The organism is Pseudochrobactrum lubricantis (assembly GCF_041929865.1).
In the GTDB taxonomy this organism is placed as follows: Bacteria; Pseudomonadota; Alphaproteobacteria; order Rhizobiales; family Rhizobiaceae; genus Pseudochrobactrum; species Pseudochrobactrum saccharolyticum.
On record NZ_JBHEEE010000005.1, the window covers coordinates 176140 to 193944 of the forward strand.

Sequence of the window (17805 nt, forward strand, 5' to 3'; positions counted from 1 at the left end):
ATCAGTGAGCACTCAAATTGGGAACGTTCCCAAAATGAAGCGCTTTAAAAGCAGCATCCGCCAGTGGTGGCCTTATTATCTGATGATGGCACCAGCCCTGATTTTCTTTTTTATTTTCCACTATATGCCGGTGTGGGAAGCTAAAATTGCTTTTGAACAATTGCGCATCATTCCGCCGAATATCTGGGTGGGGCTGAAGCATTTTGAACTGTTGTTCTCGTCCACGATTTTCTGGCAGGTGCTGGCCAATACGCTGATCATTTCAGCAATGAAAATCGTCTTTGTGTTTCCCGTACCAATCATTGTGGCATTGCTGCTCAATGAGGTACGCGGCACCGGTACCCGTAAATTCATTCAGTCGGCAATTTATCTGCCGCACTTCCTGTCATGGGTAGTAATTGCAGGTATTTTCATTGCTGTTTTGTCGCCGAGCACCGGTGCCGTGAATGAAATTACCGGCTTTTTCGGTTTTCAGCCGGTTTCTTTTATGACTGAGACGGGGACAATCCGCTGGGTTCTGGTGTTTTCTGAAATCTGGCGCTCGGCCGGCTGGGACAGCCTGCTTTATCTCGCAGCGATTATGTCAATTGATCAGGAGCTCTATCAGGCTGCGGAAATTGACGGTGCTAACCGCTGGCAGAAAATTTTCTACGTCACCATTCCGGGTATCGTGCCGACGATTGCTACATTGTTCATTCTGAATGCCGGTATGTTCCTGAATGCTGACCTCAATCAGGTGATCAATTTCACCAATGATATTGTGCGCAGTCAGATCGATATTCTCGATACCTATGTTTATCGCATCGGTTTGCAAACCGGACAATATTCGCTCGCCACGGCAGCTGGTCTGTTTAAGGCAGGGCTCGGCATGATCCTGATTATGAGCGCGCATTTCATCTCGAAAAAGCTGACAGGCAAGGGGATCTGGTGATGGCAGCAGGTAAAATCCGTCGCTCTCCGCTTGAGCGGGCAGAATATGCAATCATTCTCTCTACCTTGCTGCTGCTTGTGGTGGTGATGGTTCAGCCGCTGCTTAATCTGCTGGCTGTTTCCCTGTCATCGCCTTCCGAAGTCGCGAGAATGAGCGGCCTCACAATCATTCCGGAAGGCTTTTCGCTAGAGGTCTGGAAGCTGCTGATCACCAATCCGGCAGTGCAGCAGGGGCTGATCAATTCGGTCTTTATCACGCTGACCAGTACTGCGCTCGGCGTGTGTTTTACAGCGCTGATGGCATGGGGCTTGTCGCGTCCGGGTTTGCCGGGGCGCCGTATTCTTCTGGTCTTCGTGCTGGTGACGATTGTTTTCGATCCCGGCATTATACCGGATTATTTTCTCAATAAACGTCTGGGTCTGATCGACAGCTACTGGTCAGTTATTCTCTTCAAACTGGTCAATGCCTGGTATCTGATTATTCTGATCCGCTTCTTTGAAGAAGTGCCGAATGAAATTTTGGAAGCCGCAGAACTCGACGGTGCCAATGTTTTTCAGACATTTTGGTATGTTGTGCTGCCGGTATCAAAATCGGCATTGGCGACGATTGCACTGTTCTATTTCGTTTTCCATTGGAACGATTTTTTCCGCCCGATGATCTACCTCAATGACCAGTCCAAATGGCCGCTGCAGGTTGTGCTGCGTCAGTTTGTGGTTGAGGGCGACAAGATTGCCATGGTCGGGCTGGAAAATTCCGTCAATTACACAGGCGCAAGCCAGATCAATATCAGGGCGCTGAGCGCAGGCATGATCCTGCTCACGATTGTACCGATCCTGGCGATTTATCCGTTAATCCTGAAGTTTTTCACTAAAGGCACGATGAGCGGCGCGCTCAAGGGCTGATTATTCCGGCACATATAAAGGGGAAGGACATATGCTGAAAAATAATCTTATTCTGTCTGTCAGTGTGGTTGCGCTGCTGTCTGCTGCAGCATTGCCGGCACTGGCCGAGCCGGTCACTATACGCGTAGTGGCGAAGGATCTGCTCAACACCAATCCTGATGACGTGAAACTCATTGAGAAATATGAAGCGGCGCTGAAGGCAAAAGGGACAGATCTGAAGATTGAGATCGTCAATCTTCCGGCTTCCGGCTATGCTGATAAGCTCGGCGCGATGATGTTGTCCGGCGACATTCCCGATCTGATTTATTTTCAGGGCGGTGACACGGTAATGGCCGAGCAGGGCGTTCTTGAAAACTGGAACGATTGGCTGCCGAAAACGACCTATCTGAAAGATGCGCTTTACCCGCATAATACCGCTCGCCTGCAGAATTATCCGTATCTGCTTTATGCATTCCCGCCGCGGATTTCGCAGCCGGTTATGCGTGAGGACTGGCTGAGCAAGACCGGACTGGCTGCACCGAAAACGGTTGATGATTATGTTGCTTTGTTCAAGGCGATTAAGAGCGGCAATTTTGGTGGTGCAGGCAGTGACAAATCCTATGCGCTGACTGTGCCGGGCAGCATGGATGAAGCCGATACGATTTTTAATCAGGCATTCGGCGTCAGCTCATCCTGGCTGAAAGACAAAGAGGGCAACTGGATTGCCTCACAGATTTCCGAGCAGGAAAAAGCCAAGCTGACTTTCTATGCATCGCTGCGTGAGCAGGGACTGCTGGACCCGGAATATATCACCACCAAATGGGATACCAAGGAAGACAAGTTCTATTCCGGACGCGTTGGTATGGTGTTCTCGGCTTCGGCTGAGAATGTGGATGTTTATCGCGGTAAGATGAAACAGGCGAACCCTGATGCTAATCCGGAACTGGTTCTGCTGGCACCGCCTGCGGGTACCGGTGGCGAAGGTCTGGCCGCAGTTGATGTTTCCAAGGAAACACGTGGTTTCGCAATTTCAGCTCTCTCCAAGCACAAAGAAGAAGTTGTTAAATTTCTTGATTTCGTGGCCAGCCCTGAAGGTCAGGCATTGGAACGCCTTGGTTTTGAAGGTGAGCAATATACCCGTGACGGCGAGACCATCAAGCCAACAGACAAAATGGCAACCTGGTATGTACGCTTTATCGCGGCCGCAAACTGGAAACTACCGGAAGGCGTGAGAAGCCCTGCTGCCGCGCAGTTTCTGACCAATATCACCCAAAGCTACAAGCCTGATAATGCATTTATCTGGCCGAATGAATATGCACCTGATCTGGATGCGGCGCAGAATGTCTACAAGGCATGGGCTTATAAATTCATCTCCGGACAAGCGGGTTTCGATCAGTGGGAACAGTTTGTTTCTGAGTGGAAGACTGCCGGCGGTGACCGGCTGACTGAATATGCGAGGACTGTATTAAAATGATGGACACATTTGCTCCTTTGTCTCTGCAAGGACGAATTCGGGCAGTTCTTTATGGCGTCGCTTACGGTGACGCCATCGGGGCACCGGTTGAAAAACTTTCAGCCGAGCAAATTCGCCAGCGTTACGGCCGTGTTACCAATCTGAATACAGAATGGCATCGCATGTCGGAGAGCGGTATTGCCCGTAACTGGCGTGTTCGGGGCAGTGGTATCGTGACAGATGATACGCTGATGACCCTGTGTCTGATGAATATTTATAATGACGTACGCCGTCATATTGATGCCTGGGATATGGCGGACGGTATGGTGCGTGAAATTGCATGGACACCGCGCTGGGTTCCTGAATTGCAGCGTGAGGCCATGCTGATTGAGCGCCTGTTCTATCCGGAAAAATGGATTTTCCAGCGTCATCAGCTGTCCAATTGCGATCCGCGTGAAGGTGGTATCGGCAATATGGTGAATTGCGGTGCGGCGATGTATATTGCGCCGGTTGGCGTGATGAATGCCTGCAATCCGAAAGCGGCCTATGATGAGGCAATTGCTTTCGCATCCGGCCATCAGCAGAGCTATGGTCTGGAAGCCGCAGGTGTGTTGGCGGCAGCGATTGCAGCGGCTTTTATTCCGCACATTACCATTGATGAAGTGGTCAATGAGGCCGTTGCATTAGCAAAAGACGGTACAAAACAGGCTATTCTTGAAATTGTAGCCGCTGCAAAGAGCCTCAAAGGGCAGGACGCGGATAAAGTCACCGAAGTTTTTCAGACGATTATCGGAAAATATTCACCGATGGGTGATGATGTCACGCATTCTGTGAAGAAAACCGGTGTGGCCAGTGAAGCCTATCGTCCGTCCCGCCTCAATGCGATTGAGGAACTGCCGCTGGCCTTAGGTTTTGCAGTGGTCAATGACGGTGACTTCTACAAGACCATTCATGACGGCATTAACTCCGGACGCGACACGGATTCCATCGGCGTCATGGCCGGTGCCATTCTCGGCGCTATGCATGGTGCGTCTGTCATTGACGATACGGATGCGGCGTTGCTGGATTCAGCCAATAAGCTTGAGCTGAACAAGGCGGCGGATGCTTTCTATCAAACCGTAATAGAAATACAAAAAGCAGACAGGCAGTCGGAACAACGCAGAGCATCGATGTGGGATCATCTCACAAGCAATGCCGCTCACGCTGCTGCCTGACGCTATTTTACGATCAATAACATATACCGGAGCCATAAATGTCTGAAATCGAATTGAGAAATGTAGGTAAGAGCTATGGAAAAACCTCTGTGCTTGCAGACATTTCGCTCGATATGGGTGATGGGGAATTTGTGGTTCTGGTTGGTCCGTCCGGCTGCGGAAAATCAACGCTTTTGCGCATGATTGCCGGACTGGAAGATATTACCTCCGGTGAAATCCGCATCGGTGGTAAGGTCGTCAATGATATGCGCGCGAAAGAGCGTGATATTGCGATGGTTTTTCAGAGCTACGCACTCTATCCGCATATGAAAGTTGCGGAAAATATGAGCTTTTCTCTGAAGCTGAGTGGTACACCGAAAGAAGAAATCCGCAAACGTGTGCAGGAAGCGGCAGAAATACTCGGCCTTGAGAAATTGCTGGACCGTTTCCCGCGCGAGCTCTCCGGCGGTCAGCGTCAGCGTGTGGCGATGGGACGTGCCATTGTGCGTGCGCCAAGAGCGTTTCTGTTTGATGAGCCGTTGTCCAATCTTGATGCCAAATTGCGTGTAAAAATGCGCAGTGAGATTAAAAAACTGCATCAGCGCCTTGGTAAAACAACTGTCTATGTCACTCATGACCAGACGGAAGCGATGACTATGGCTGATAAAATCGTCGTGCTGAATGGCGGGAAGATCGAACAATATGGGCCGCCGCTGGAATTGTATAATGATCCGGCCAATATATTTGTGGCGGGTTTTATTGGCTCTCCGGAAATCAACTTGCTGAAAACAGAGGCGAGGGGTGATCATGCTGTCACGGAGGACGGTATTGTTTTGCCGCTTGTTTCTCCGTTAAAATCACAAACCAGCATGATGTATGGCATCCGCCCGCAGCATATTGAGATTGCTGATGAAGGTATTGAGGGGCTGGTGACATTGGTTGAGCCAACCGGCGATAGTCAGGAACTGGTGGTTAAAGTCGGTGGGCAGGACATCCATGTGATTGCCAAAGGCGACCGGCAGTTTACGACTGGTATGACAGTCAGGCTGGCTCTTGATGCTGCAAAAGTTCTGCTTTTTGACAGCGTATCCGGTGAACGTCTGCGTTATTGATATAATATGTCACCATGTTGAAGCTGGCGGATAGGAATAGTCGATAAGTTATGTGGCGTTGATGACAGAGGTCAATTTGCTTAAGGCGGGCAATGCCCGCCTTAAGTTTATAAGAATGCTAAAACTTTGTAGTCAGTCCGGCCCTGATCGTGCGACCGGGAGCGGGCGCGCGCGTAAATGAGAGCGGGTCGAGATAATATTGGTTCGTCAAATTCTCAACATTGACATTGAGCGATACAGTTTCACTGAATTTATAATCACCAAACAGGTCAATAATCGTTCTCTTAGGCCAGAGTGTCGGTGTGACATAGCCTAACCCCATTGCCTCACTAACAGCTCGTTCACCGAAAAATGTAGCACGACCACCGACCGTTAATTTCTGGTCAAGCAAGTGCACACCACCGGTCAGGGTAACAAGATATTCCGGCGGAATATAATTGCCGCCATAGTCGATACCAATTGTTTTGGCTGCACAACCGGTAAGCTGATGGCAGAACTCGACTTTAGTATATTTTGTCAGACCTGTTTCAAAAAATATTTGGTCAGTATTATATTTGAGAGAAAGCTCAATCCCTTCAAATGCCGCGCTTGGAATATTTGCCCAATGACGCGGTTCAGACCAGTTTTGTTTGATTGAATCCCGTATGATGTAATCTTTGTATTTGTTTTTGAAATAACTCGCCTTGAATTTCAGATTGTCTCCGTCTGAGATAATATCCGAGTGCAATATATTGATGCCAGCCTCATAATTTTCAGCTTTTTCGGGTTTTAAATCAGGATTTGGGAAGAGGATTTCACCATTGATATAACTCGTTTCCCGCAAGGAAGGCGGACGCCAGCCCTGTACATATTGACCATAGAGCTGAATGCCTTCCCACGGCGTCACCGTGACAGATAAAGACGGGTTAAGCCGTGATCCGCTCTTGTCGCCATAGGCCGCCAGAGCGCCACCGCCTTGCTCAATTTTATATGTGTCATAGCGCAAGCCCGCACCAAAGCTCAGCCAGTCTGTCGCATCAAGTTTTGCATGGTTGAATACGCTGGCAAGACGGCGCTTTCCTGTCGGCCCCGCACTGATGAGATAGGTTCGTGTAGGATCCCAGGAATAGGAGCCGCGAAGTTCCTGCCCTTCGGAATCCTCCAAAGAAACCTGTGCACCATAATTTATTGTCAGGTGCCCGAGCGATGTTGCAAATTCAGAGCGGTTATAAATTTCGGTGCCATAGGTCAGTACATCAGCGCTTCCGTCAAGGGTCGCGGGGGCTTCTCTTTTTACATTTGTCAGCCAGGTTGAAATGTTTAAATCAACAAGGGGATTGTCAGAAGGGTTATGGGCCAGTCTGGCAGTTAATGTGTCTGTTTTTCTGCGGTTCAGCGCATTCTGACTTGGTGGGATGAATGTATAAATATAGGGAAAATCATCCAGCTCGCCGTGTTTGTTTTCATAGCGCATATAGCTCAGCTCTAAGGATGTATCCTCATTGAAATGCGCTTTTCCTTTCAGAAGAGCCGAGAATGAATCTTCGGACGTGTTAAAGACTTCACCGCCCCGCGGCACCGGAGATAATGTGCCTGTATTATTTGCAAGAAGGTCTGAGCCTTTTTTACCGGCAAAGTAATTGCCGGTTTTACGGCGTGTTAATGCAGCCAGAAATTCGAAATTTTCCTGTACTGTTGCAGCGGCGACCGAACCGTTAAAACTATCACCATTAAAGAATGAGGGTGCATCATTCAGCTGTTTGTCGGTGCCGGTTGCAGGCGGGGATTTGGTATTGCTGCCAATAGTTGCTTTCACCTGCGCGCCATATTCTTTGCCTTCAGCAACAATGTCGCGTGCGTTTAATGTTCTCATATTGACAACGCCGCCCATGGCGCCATTGCCCAGCGGGCCGTCGCTTGGGCCTTTGGTTACATCAATGCCTGCGATCAGGTCAGGATCCACGAAAACGCTGCTGGTCTGCCCGCGATAGCCGGTATAACTGGAGGTCGATTGCTGTGTTCCGTCGATTAATGTTGCGACGCGGTTCATGCCCTGAAGGCCGCGAATGTTAAGATTTAATCCCTGTCCGGTACGGCTGCCTGACGATATGACCCCCGGTGTCGATTTAAAAAGATCGCCCTGAGTGCTTGATGGTAACCGGCTGATATCTTCGGCAGAAATATAAGCGGCAGATCCGGGCGTTGTGTAAGGGGTATTTTCAGGATTTGTGCCCCCTGCAATCGTGATTGTGTTGAGTAAAATCGAGCCGTCATTGGAAGACGTTGCCGTATTGTGGCTGGAGGCAAGACGATCAATGATTGTTATCGATCTGGTATTATTGAAATTATAGCTAAGTCCTGTTCCCGCAAGAAGTTTCTCTAATCCTGCTTTGGGTGTGTATCTTCCGGTAAGACCCTGTGTAGAGCGGTTGCCGATTGTTTTCTGGTCAAAGAATATATCTATTCCGCTGGCATTGGAAAATTCGAGCAATGCGGTGGAAAGTGATTGGCCGCGAATGGAAAAGTTACGTTCACTGGCAGATGTTTGTGCGCTGGCAATTGTCGGGCTAATAACAGTGGAAAGACTGGTGGACATCATAAGCGCTGCCATCAGGTAGACTGCTTTTTTGCCAACCGGCTGCGTTAAACATTTGCGGTTTATCGTCAAAACCGTGCCGGTTAACTGTGTATTTTGCATAGTCAAAGCCCCTCACATTTCCGCCTTTGGCGAATGACATCCGTAAGAGTGCCGTTTATTGGCTCTCATAGGGTATGACACGCGGGATGGCTAAAGTTACTAAGCCGGTTTGTTTTTATTTCTCACCTACCGGCCGGAAATAACAACCAATCCGCCGGCATGTCTGACGGTTATGGGCAATGTTTGCGCAATTGAAACAAGTGCGGCATCTACGGTGTCTGTGCTGAAGGCGGCACTCACCTGCATATCGCCTAACCGGTTATCTGTCAGAATAATGAACCCGCCGCGATAACGTTCAATATCATTGAGAACACTGCGCAAAGGCGCTTTGTGATAAATCAGGCGTCCTTTGCGCCAGGCTTCCACAGTGTTGATATCGACTTCTTGTGCCGGTAAAATTGCATCCGGCTTATAGGCTAATTGCCAGCCGCTGCTCAGGCGTTCGGATGGTAAACCGGGCAGGGAGATTTCCACCTGATGCTCAATCACCGCAACCGTAACAAACTTATCATCGGTTCGTATGTTAAAGCGCGTACCGAGAGCTTTTGTTTCGCCGCCATTCGCTGTGACAATGAACGACCGTTGCTCCGGAGCGACAGTGAAATAGGCTTCTCCCCAATGGAGCGTTAAGCGGCGTTGGGTCTCAGAATAATTGACAGATAATGCTGAGCGGCTGCCAAGATCGACGACCGAACCGTCTGCCAGAGTCAATGTGCGTATTTCACCGGCGGCGGTAGAAAAATCGGCAAATGCCCCGTTTTGATAAAACCAGTAACTGCCTGAGCCGGCTGCCAGCATGCCGATGCCTGACGCAATGAAAGCACGCCGGCTTAATTTTTTGATGCGTGACTGGTGCATCTCCGTTTCAACGGGGGCAAAAGCAGCCCATAAAGCACCGGCACGTTCCCATGCCGCTAAATGTTCAGCACTTTGATTTTTCCATAGTTCGAAAGCCTGACGATCTTCATTTGTAACGCCATCATCCCGCAGAACTGCAAACCATCGCAGGGCTTCGCGTATAACGGGGGATCTGCTGTCATCAGCCATTAAGGCACTTTCCGGTTTATGTGCTGGTTATTATGGTCAGGACACTTGATAAATGGCACTTTGCTAAAGCGTTTTGCTTAAGGAAATTGCAGAAAATCCGGTCCCAGCGCCAGATCCAGATCATCCAGTGCATTAAAAACATGATTGATGACAGTGCGGCGCGATAGCTGAAACCTGTCTGCGATTTCACTGTAACTGGCGCCTTCAAAACGATGGATGATAAAAATTTCACGCCTGCGTTGTGGCAGGCTTGCAAGAGCTGTCAGCAAGCGGCGTAATTCTTGACGATAGAGCAGTTCCATTTCCGGTGATGCTTTACGATCAGCCATGGCATGATAAACTTGTTCATCAACCGTGATCTCCACACCCTGCTGGATGTGGCGTAGATGGTTAAGTGCGAGATTGCGCGCTGCACGTGTCAGATAGGCGGAAGGCTCTCTGATTTGTTGCTTCCCGGAGGCATCAATCAGCTTTGAAAAGGCATCATGCACCAGATCATCAGCAGTGGTGTTATTGCCGACAATACGAGCGATAAATCGTTTAAGACGATTTTTTTCCGATCCGTAGAGGTGTGTGGAACTATGGCTAAGAATTGCCATTGAGATATCCCCGGGATCAGAGCGACTTTAACAGAATTGCATTGGAATATCGATCAACCCGTTAAGTATGCTGTCTTGAATTAAGCTTCTATCTTAAATATCTGCTTCCTGTTTGTTTATCAAGGTTAATATGATTAAAAAAGTCATGTTTTATGATGGCGTTAAACTATCATGTCCCTGACTGGCTCGGGGGAGAAGGGAAAGGGGAAATTTTACAAACCAAAGATGGGCAATATACGCTGGAAACAGGGTTACAACACTGTTTGAAGAGTGGTGAGTAAGGTGGTGACTTCTCTGTTCACCAAAGCGTGATAAGATAAAAATGAGCTGTTTAATCAGAATTATTCTGCTAGTGCTCTGCACCATAGATTGCAGCATAGAAAGCTTCAAAAAATGGATTGGGTTCCTATCGTCTTCGGTATCTTCAAGCTTGGTGTATTAGGCGTTTGCATGTTCTTCGCTATCAAGTGGCATTATGATAAAGATAAGGAAGAGGCGCAGAGAAAAAGAGAAGAAGCGCAGATGAGCGGCGAAGCAAGTGGGCTGTAAGAGCCCGCCTATTGCATACCACATGCTAGATCATGCGAGTAAAAAGCGCGCACGAAGCGGGCGGGATGAGTGCTATATGTCAGGGGTATTGTTCGTTAACTTCAAGACAAGCATATCCTGTTGAGAAGCAATTTGTGATAGCTCTGGTTTGCCCTTAATAACTTTACCATGAACTTCAGATGCTAGCCCCCTCACAATAATTTTTATGCAATCAGGGTGGTGCTCCAGCACAGTTGGGAGCACCATAATTATATTCGTAGCAGCATCGCCTCGATCTCTGAATGTTGTCACTGATCTGACAGATATGTCCGCTCTCAACCTATCTGCAACCGATAAATTCTCTGGTGAATCAACGATCCAAAGATCACAATATTGGTCTTCCTGTCTAAGATTGAAGTGCTGTTCTGTAGAAAGAATGATGGTGTTTTCCATAACGCTATCCATTTGATATAATTATGTATTTTATTGCAAATATTTGCAAAATGAACGTTAAAGAAAACCGCCACACTCCGGCACTTAGCAATGCCTGTAGCTAATTAATTTTCCCGCACTGATACGATGACATAATCCTCATATATCTCAACGTAGATCAAAGACGTTCCATTGAGAATTGCTTTTTCTGTACCATCATAAAATTTACCTTTGGCGGCCATGCGTTCGAAACGGGCACGGTTTTCTTTGGATGAGAATGTGTAATCAGGTTCATCTTCCTGATCGCGCTTGCCATAGACGTGGAAATTCGCACGATCCTGCCGAATAATCGCCGCAGCAGATGTCAGGCGCTTTCCCGCTGAATTGAAATGATCTTCTGCACTCAACCGCGCATAATATGTTTCAAGTGGTTTTTCTGCTCCATGGGCTGAAACAGCAGATGCCAGCAATACACCTGTAACAATAATTCCCCGCATATAATCCTCTTGATTGGTTGTTTCATGCTATTTCCGCAGTGACTATGTAATGGGCTGCCACTCCCTGAAACACTTATTTGGCTGAAGCAATCAAAACTGCGGCTCTCTCAGAAAGATAGCAGCCTCTGCCCCGCAAATATATGAGGGCTTTGCAGGTCATGTCGCGATCCCCTGTATTCCCGATGAATGTATTGAAGGTATCGTTGAACTCTATGACGATGTTTTCAGTACGCCATGCTGATCGGTAATCAACGCGTGAAATAACCGAATATGGTTTCTGGCGAAGGCGGAATAACCGATACTCTATCTTGTCAGGATGGAGCATCAGTACGGGTTTCATATTGTTGCTTCCCCATGCAAACCACGGAAGGGCTTTCCAGCCTCCAAATGATGCTTTGAGAGGGATGTTCAGGGAGGTTTGCATACTGATCTGTGATGGCCTTGATTGAAGAATTATTCTGTAGCTGAGGCCATATGATAGGCAACCAAAGCATTTGCGTGGCCATGGCCAAGTTGGTGTTCGGATTTGAGTATAGCTACCATTTCCATATGTTTTTTACCTTTTATCCCGCTTAAAATCTCTAACCAATGACTGACTGGTTTTCCGTATGTTTTCTCAATGGACGGAAAGTATGAAGCAGGGCCTTTTACATTCTTATCTGTGGTCATGATGTTCCCTTTATAAGAGCAAATATTATTGTTGCGAGGCTGCTCATTTCATTGATCTTCACGATTTTCCTGATGGTGAAAATCGGTTGCTAAATCGTAATATTGCGGAATGATATTTGTCTATCGAAACATTGGTCTGGAATTTAGTGCGGAGATTCATATGCCAAAAAACTTAAAGTCAGAGGCAGATCAAAAATATCATTTTTCCGAGCAGGCGATCCATTATCTCGGGAAACCGTTAGAGTCCCTTACCGAAAAAGAAATGCGAATTTTTAAGCGCTTGGTTGATCGTCAGACTATTGCGCGTAACGTGAATGTCGCATTCGATGATAAATTAACGATCGGGCAGCGGCTCGCCGATAAAGTAGCCAAGTTCGGTGGTTCGTGGACGTTCATTTTTATCTTTGCTGTTCTGCTTGCTTCATGGGTAGGCTTTAATTCGCTTGCTGTGATCCGGGCATTTGATCCTTATCCGTATATATTTTTGAATCTCATACTATCTATGCTGGCTGCGGTTCAGGCACCTGTGATTATGATGAGCCAAAATAGACAGGCCGCAAAAGATCGTATGGATGCAGGTCATGATTATGAAATCAATTTGAAAGCTGAAATCGAGATACTGGCTTTGCACGACAAGCTGGACAAGGTTATCTCAACTGAACTGAGTGCGTTGATCGAAAAGCAACAGCAACAGATTGATCTGTTATCGAAATTGGTGTTGGTGCAAAAGCCATAGAACACTAACCAATTCATATCGTTGATGAAGAGGAGAAACAGGCCGCTCGCTGAAGCATTATCACTTTTCCCGACGACAGCGGCCTTTTCTGTTCTTTGGTGATTTTTTATTGAAACTCTAACGACGCGCTTCCGTTGCCATACGTATGGCAAGGCCGGCGAGTACAGTACCCATCAGCCATCTTTGTATAACCAGCCATGTCGGACGGCTGGCAAGGAAGGCTGCGATTGAACCGGCAGCGATAGCGATCATAGCATTGACAGTCACGCTGATGATGATCTGCGTAAAGCCTAGGGCTAAGGATTGAACAAGCACACTGCCATGATCGGGACTTATGAATTGTGGCAGGAGCGACAGATACATGACTGCGATTTTGGGATTGAGCAGGTTCGTCAGAAATCCCATCATAAAAAGCTTACGGGGACTATCCTTTGGCAAATCCTTCACTTGAAACGGCGATCTGCCTCCCGGTTTTACCGCCTGCCACGCTAAATAGAGCAGATAGAGCGCGCCTCCGAAGCGCAGCGCGTCATAGGCGTAGGGCACAGCCATGACAATCGCTGTAATGCCGAGCGCAGCGCAGAGCATGTAGAACACAAAGCCGAGGGCAACACCGCCGAGTGAGATCAGCCCTGCCGTACGGCCTTGGCAGATCGACCGCGAGATGAGGTAAACCATATTTGGTCCGGGCGTGAGCACCATGCCGAGTGCGATAAGCGCAAAAGCAAGCAGACTACTTATTTCGGGCACCGGGACACTCCTCTGCTTCTTCCTTATTCCCACAGCAGGGAATGACAGAATTTCAGGAACTTCAATGAATGATCTTAAAATGTTTCATTGCGTATAAGAGTCAATACAGATTCGAGAGCCTGAGGTTGCTTATGAACTGAGCGGAAACCAATGTGCAGGGAATGATGTATGAGCTTGCTTGCACGGATTATGCACGAATCTTTGCGCTTAGTTCCGTGCGTTCATACAGAATTGAAAAAAAGCGCCCGAATAAGGCGCTTTACATATACTTGATTTGTTAGGGAAAACTGGTGCTGCGAGAGAGGATTGAACTCTCGACCTCTCCATTACCAATGGAGTGCTCTACCACTGAGCTACCGCAGCATACTGTCCGTTGCGGCGGACTTCTGGCATAAGATTCGTGAAACCGCAAGCCATCAAATGCATTTCTTTTGCTTAAAATACAAAAACCGTACAAACCTGTGCATATGTATGCTTTTCCAAACAGGTTTGCTGGTGTAAAAGAACCGCATAATGACTGATAAGCCTGATACCTCATCCCAAAAAGCAGAAGCAGATCAGCGTGCTAAGCGCCGTTCTGAACAATTGCGTGCGAATCTCATGCGCCGCAAAGCACAGATTCGTTCAAGACGTTCCGGTGCGGAAGATGAGCGCGGCGAAGGATTGCCTGCTGCCGGTAAGACTGAAACTGACTGAATACCTCGTCCGGATGATATTTCTAAACTTTTTCAATTTAGGATCATGTCCGGAAGACGAAAGCCTGAATATTTACAGTTCGGGGTTGCATTATGAGCCTCACGCATAATGCAAAGCTGCCGGACGGATCATGGCTTTAATGAAAAGTGTGATTTTAGAATAAAAGACACATTTCTGATTGAATCAGGCTGTTGTGTCAGCACCAAACTGCTTTATTGCAGCATCAATATCAGCGCAGACTTTGCACGGCAAAGATATCTGTAACAGGAAAACCGGAACAGGACAGAAGCAGCATCTGCTGTGACTGTCTGAAAACAGGCTGTCTCGACAAATGCAGGGAATGCATTTTGTGCCGGAAGACATTGCCGTGAAAGTGAAAAATTATGGATCGTATTAAAATCACCGGCGGCAACAAACTGAACGGCATTATCCCGATTTCCGGCGCGAAAAATGCAGCTCTGCCACTGATGATTGCATCGCTTCTGACCAATGAAACGCTGACGCTTGAAAATATGCCGCATCTGGCGGACGTGGAGCTGCTGACACGCATTCTCGGCAATCACGGTGCGGATTATTCGGTCAATGGGCGTCGCGAACATCAGAACGGCTCCTATGAGCGCACTGTGCATTTCACCACGAAGAATATCGTCGACACCACCGCACCTTATGAGCTGGTTGCTAAAATGCGCGCCAGCTTCTGGGTTATCGGGCCGCTTCTGGCGCGTGCCGGTGAGGCGATTGTGTCGCTGCCAGGCGGCTGCTCGATCGGTACACGTCCGGTTGATCTGATGCTCGACAGTCTGACCGCACTTGGCGCAAAGATCGAGATTGAAAACGGTTATGCCCGTGCAACAACCAGCTCAGGTCTTGTCGGTGCTGAATTCACATTCCCGAAAGTCTCTGTCGGTGCGACCCATGTGGCGCTGATGGCTGCCTGTCTCGCCAAGGGCGATACAATCATTCACAACGCGGCCTGTGAGCCGGAAGTGGTGAACCTCGCAGAGTGCCTGAATGCCATGGGTGCGAAAATTGAAGGTGCGGGTACGCCGACCATTCATATTCAGGGTGTGACCAGCCTGAAAGGTGCACGCGTTCGCGTGATTCCTGATCGTATTGAAACAGGCACTTATGCCATGGCTGTTGCCATGACCGGCGGTGATGTGGTTCTGCAGAATACCCGTTCAGACCTGTTGCAGTCTGCACTGGATGTCGTGCGCCAGACAGGCGCAGAAATCACCGATGTGGAAAACGGCATTCGCGTGGTGCGCAACGGTCACGGCATTGAGCCGGTGAATATTACGACCGATCCGTTTCCGGGTTTCCCGACAGACTTGCAGGCGCAGTTTATGGGTCTGATGACCAAAGCCAAAGGTACATCGCATATTACGGAAACGATTTTTGAAAACCGTTTCATGCATGTGCAGGAACTGGTGCGTCTGGGTGCAAAAATCTCCCTGTCGGGTCAAACCGCAACGGTTGAAGGCGTTGAACGCCTGAAGGGTGCGCCGGTGATGGCGACCGATCTTCGTGCCTCTGCAACACTGGTGATTGCAGGTCTGGCGGCAGAAGGTGAAACCACTGTGAACCGCGTGTATCATCTGGATCGTGGTTTTGAACGTCTGGAAGAGAAACTCTCCAATTGCGGGGCCGAGGTTTCCCGCATCAGCGGTTAATCTGTTTGCAGGTTTTTCTGAACCAAACCCCGATCTGTTGTCGCAGGTCGGGGTTTGCTATTAATCAGTAGTGCTTTTTACTGTTAAGTGCTTATATCAATGGCATAGACTGTTTTTAGCGAATTGAAATGCTCAAGGAGAATGATTGCGAATGCTCAAGCTTGTGGCAATGGATGAGGAAGACTTACAGATTCTTTCTGCACATATGCAGGATGCGGTTCTGAAAGTCGGCGATCTGGATTACCGCCCTGCGGAGCAGCGTTTTATTCTTGCGTGCAACCGTTTTGCCCGCGAACAGCAGCCTGTGCGCACACGCGGTAAAGAGAGCTATGAGCGCCGCCGCAGCGTGTTGCATTTTGACCGTGTAACGCAGGTGCGTGTACAGAATATCGACCGCACCGCACCACAGGATGTGTTGTCTTTGCTGGCGATTAATTTTGAACCGGCTGATGTGCCTTCCGGTGTGATTGAACTGGTTTTTGCAGCAGATAAGACCATTCGTCTTACTGTTGAAGTGATAGAAATGCGCCTTGCTGATCTGGGGCCTGCCTGGGAAACCGGCAATAAACCGGATCATATAGCTGCCGATAATATGACGAAATGAGGGGTTAGCGTGGTTCAGACGCTCATACAAAGTGCCGCAGATTTTGAAAACCGTTTTGCGGCGTTTCTGGCAGGCAAACGCGAAGTTTCAGAAGATGTTGACCGTGCCGTGCGTGAGATCGTGCAGCAGGTACGCGAGCGCGGCGATCAGGCGCTGATCGACTATTCCAAACGTTTTGACCGGATTGATCTGGAAAAGACCGGCATTGCTGTGACGGCTGAGGAAGTACAGGAAGCTGTTAAAAATGCCGACCAGTCGGTGATTGATGCGCTGATTGTGGCGCGCGACCGGATTGAATCCTATCACAAGCGCCAATTGCCGAAAGACGATTATTATACCGATGCACTCGGTGTTGAGCTTGGCTCACGCTGGACAGCCGTTGAATCGGTCGGGCTCTATGTGCCGGGTGGTACAGCCAGCTATCCGAGCTCGGTGCTGATGAATGCGGTACCGGCTAAAGTCGCGGGTGTCGAGCGTATCGTTATTGTGGTTCCGTCACCGGATGGCGTGTTGAATCCTCTGGTGCTGGTGGCTGCGCATCTTGCCGGTGTTTCAGAGATTTACCGTGTGGGCGGTGCGCAGGCTGTTGCAGCTCTGGCCTATGGGACTGAAACCATCAAACCGGTTTCTAAAATCGTCGGTCCTGGCAATGCCTATGTTGCGGCCGCAAAACGTCTGGTTTTTGGCACAGTCGGCATTGATATGATTGCAGGCCCGTCAGAAGTGCTAGTTGTGGCTGACAGTGACAATAATCCGGACTGGATTGCTGCGGATTTGCTGGCGCAGGCCGAGCATGATGCTTTTGCCCAGTCAATTCTGCTGACCGACAGTGCGGATTTCGCCAAATCGGTGGAAGATGCGGTTGAACGTCAGTTACAGACTTTGCCGCGCGCGGAAATCGCCCGTGCCAGCTGGCAGGATTTTGGTGCGGTCATTCTGGTGGATGATTTTGACAGTGCTGTGCCGCTGATTAACCGTATTGCTGCCGAGCATCTGGAAATCGCAGTGGCTGATACGGATGGTCTGCTACCGAAAATCCGCAATGCCGGTGCGATCTTCATCGGAAAATATACGCCGGAAGCGATCGGTGACTATGTTGGCGGGCCGAACCATGTTCTGCCGACAGCCCGATCCGCGCGGTTCTCTTCCGGCCTGTCGGTGATGGATTTTGTAAAACGCACCTCGCTTTTAAAACTGGGTGCAGAGCAGTTGCGTCTTCTCGGACCATCCGCGATTACGCTGGCTGAAACTGAAGGATTGCAGGCACACGGTCTGTCGATATCACGACGACTGAATATGTAACGATAAATGAGGGACAGCGGGCAGG

Annotated in this window: 19 protein-coding genes and 1 tRNA gene; 11 read left to right on the forward strand and 9 right to left on the reverse strand. The window is 48.9% G+C overall.

Annotated elements, in window-relative coordinates:
* The first annotated feature begins 34 nt into the window (after positions 1 to 34).
* The 5 genes from JNC80_RS12125 to JNC80_RS12145 are packed head-to-tail and all read left to right on the forward strand — an operon-like array spanning position 35 to position 5570.
* The gene (locus tag JNC80_RS12125) at positions 35 to 931 is read left to right on the forward strand and encodes an ABC transporter permease (protein ID WP_306401309.1); all 897 of its coding nucleotides are present in this window, start codon (positions 35 to 37) and stop codon (positions 929 to 931) included.
* Complete coding sequence (locus tag JNC80_RS12130; RefSeq protein ID WP_151159583.1) at positions 931 to 1833, forward strand: carbohydrate ABC transporter permease; 903 nt, start codon at positions 931 to 933, stop codon at positions 1831 to 1833. The genes JNC80_RS12125 and JNC80_RS12130 overlap by 1 nt, the downstream gene beginning before the upstream one ends.
* Positions 1834 to 1864: 31 nt before the next feature.
* Entirely contained in the window at positions 1865 to 3286 is a 1422-nt protein-coding gene (locus tag JNC80_RS12135; protein ID WP_376710494.1) for an extracellular solute-binding protein, read from the forward strand.
* Entirely contained in the window at positions 3283 to 4479 is a 1197-nt protein-coding gene (locus JNC80_RS12140) for an ADP-ribosylglycohydrolase family protein (RefSeq protein WP_183956642.1), read from the forward strand. Before JNC80_RS12135 ends, JNC80_RS12140 begins: the two co-directional genes overlap by 4 nt.
* Positions 4480 to 4517: 38 nt before the next feature.
* Positions 4518 to 5570, forward strand: coding sequence for an ABC transporter ATP-binding protein (locus JNC80_RS12145; RefSeq protein ID WP_376710495.1), 1053 nt, complete (start codon positions 4518 to 4520; stop codon positions 5568 to 5570).
* Between the two features lie 118 nt (positions 5571 to 5688).
* On the opposite strand, the gene JNC80_RS12150 is transcribed toward JNC80_RS12145, so the two are convergent.
* The 3 genes from JNC80_RS12150 to JNC80_RS12160 form a co-directional block, all read right to left on the reverse strand.
* The gene (locus JNC80_RS12150; RefSeq protein WP_376710496.1) at positions 5689 to 8160 is read right to left on the reverse strand and encodes a TonB-dependent receptor; all 2472 of its coding nucleotides are present in this window, start codon (positions 8158 to 8160) and stop codon (positions 5689 to 5691) included.
* Between the two features lie 213 nt (positions 8161 to 8373).
* Entirely contained in the window at positions 8374 to 9294 is a 921-nt protein-coding gene (locus JNC80_RS12155; RefSeq protein ID WP_376710497.1) for a FecR family protein, read from the reverse strand.
* A gap of 77 nt (positions 9295 to 9371) precedes the next feature.
* Positions 9372 to 9893: an RNA polymerase sigma factor gene (locus tag JNC80_RS12160; protein WP_376710498.1), complete on the reverse strand. Its 522-nt coding sequence runs from the start codon at positions 9891 to 9893 to the stop codon at positions 9372 to 9374.
* Between the two features lie 393 nt (positions 9894 to 10286).
* Between JNC80_RS12160 and JNC80_RS12165 the strand changes: the two genes are divergently transcribed.
* Positions 10287 to 10442, forward strand: coding sequence for a hypothetical protein (locus JNC80_RS12165; protein ID WP_022709160.1), 156 nt, complete (start codon positions 10287 to 10289; stop codon positions 10440 to 10442).
* A gap of 72 nt (positions 10443 to 10514) precedes the next feature.
* On the opposite strand, the gene JNC80_RS12170 is transcribed toward JNC80_RS12165, so the two are convergent.
* From JNC80_RS12170 to JNC80_RS12185, 4 genes are all read right to left on the reverse strand, one after another.
* Positions 10515 to 10874: a hypothetical protein gene (locus tag JNC80_RS12170; RefSeq protein ID WP_376710499.1), complete on the reverse strand. Its 360-nt coding sequence runs from the start codon at positions 10872 to 10874 to the stop codon at positions 10515 to 10517.
* 104 nt (positions 10875 to 10978) lie between these two features.
* The gene (locus JNC80_RS12175; RefSeq protein WP_376710500.1) at positions 10979 to 11350 is read right to left on the reverse strand and encodes a hypothetical protein; all 372 of its coding nucleotides are present in this window, start codon (positions 11348 to 11350) and stop codon (positions 10979 to 10981) included.
* 73 nt (positions 11351 to 11423) lie between these two features.
* Positions 11424 to 11774, reverse strand: coding sequence for a hypothetical protein (locus JNC80_RS12180; protein WP_376710501.1), 351 nt, complete (start codon positions 11772 to 11774; stop codon positions 11424 to 11426).
* A 29-nt stretch (positions 11775 to 11803) separates the two neighbouring features.
* Positions 11804 to 12019 (reverse strand): DUF4287 domain-containing protein, encoded by a 216-nt coding sequence (locus JNC80_RS12185; protein ID WP_376710502.1) that lies wholly within the window; start codon positions 12017 to 12019, stop codon positions 11804 to 11806.
* 160 nt (positions 12020 to 12179) lie between these two features.
* Here JNC80_RS12185 and JNC80_RS12190 point away from each other — a divergent pair, with 160 nt between their 5' ends.
* Positions 12180 to 12755, forward strand: a complete 576-nt coding sequence (locus JNC80_RS12190; RefSeq protein WP_376710503.1) for a DUF1003 domain-containing protein — start codon at positions 12180 to 12182, stop codon at positions 12753 to 12755.
* Positions 12756 to 12872: 117 nt separating this feature from the next.
* Here the strand turns inward: JNC80_RS12190 and JNC80_RS12195 are convergent, their stop codons facing one another.
* On the reverse strand, positions 12873 to 13505 hold the full coding sequence (locus tag JNC80_RS12195) for a LysE family translocator (RefSeq protein WP_075656896.1): 633 nt from the start codon (positions 13503 to 13505) through the stop codon (positions 12873 to 12875).
* 288 nt (positions 13506 to 13793) lie between these two features.
* Positions 13794 to 13868: transfer RNA gene (locus tag JNC80_RS12200), tRNA-Thr, on the reverse strand.
* Between the two features lie 150 nt (positions 13869 to 14018).
* Between JNC80_RS12200 and JNC80_RS12205 the strand changes: the two genes are divergently transcribed.
* The 4 genes from JNC80_RS12205 (at position 14019) to hisD (ending at position 17780) form a co-directional block, all read left to right on the forward strand.
* Positions 14019 to 14201 (forward strand): hypothetical protein, encoded by a 183-nt coding sequence (locus JNC80_RS12205; RefSeq protein WP_221723578.1) that lies wholly within the window; start codon positions 14019 to 14021, stop codon positions 14199 to 14201.
* 383 nt (positions 14202 to 14584) lie between these two features.
* A complete protein-coding gene (gene murA / locus JNC80_RS12210) occupies positions 14585 to 15874 on the forward strand; it encodes a UDP-N-acetylglucosamine 1-carboxyvinyltransferase (RefSeq protein ID WP_376710504.1) in 1290 nt (429 codons plus the stop codon).
* A gap of 145 nt (positions 15875 to 16019) precedes the next feature.
* Positions 16020 to 16478: a DUF2948 family protein gene (locus JNC80_RS12215; RefSeq protein WP_376710505.1), complete on the forward strand. Its 459-nt coding sequence runs from the start codon at positions 16020 to 16022 to the stop codon at positions 16476 to 16478.
* Between the two features lie 9 nt (positions 16479 to 16487).
* On the forward strand, positions 16488 to 17780 hold the full coding sequence (gene hisD, locus JNC80_RS12220; RefSeq protein WP_225688645.1) for a histidinol dehydrogenase: 1293 nt from the start codon (positions 16488 to 16490) through the stop codon (positions 17778 to 17780).
* Positions 17781 to 17805 lie beyond the last annotated feature (25 nt).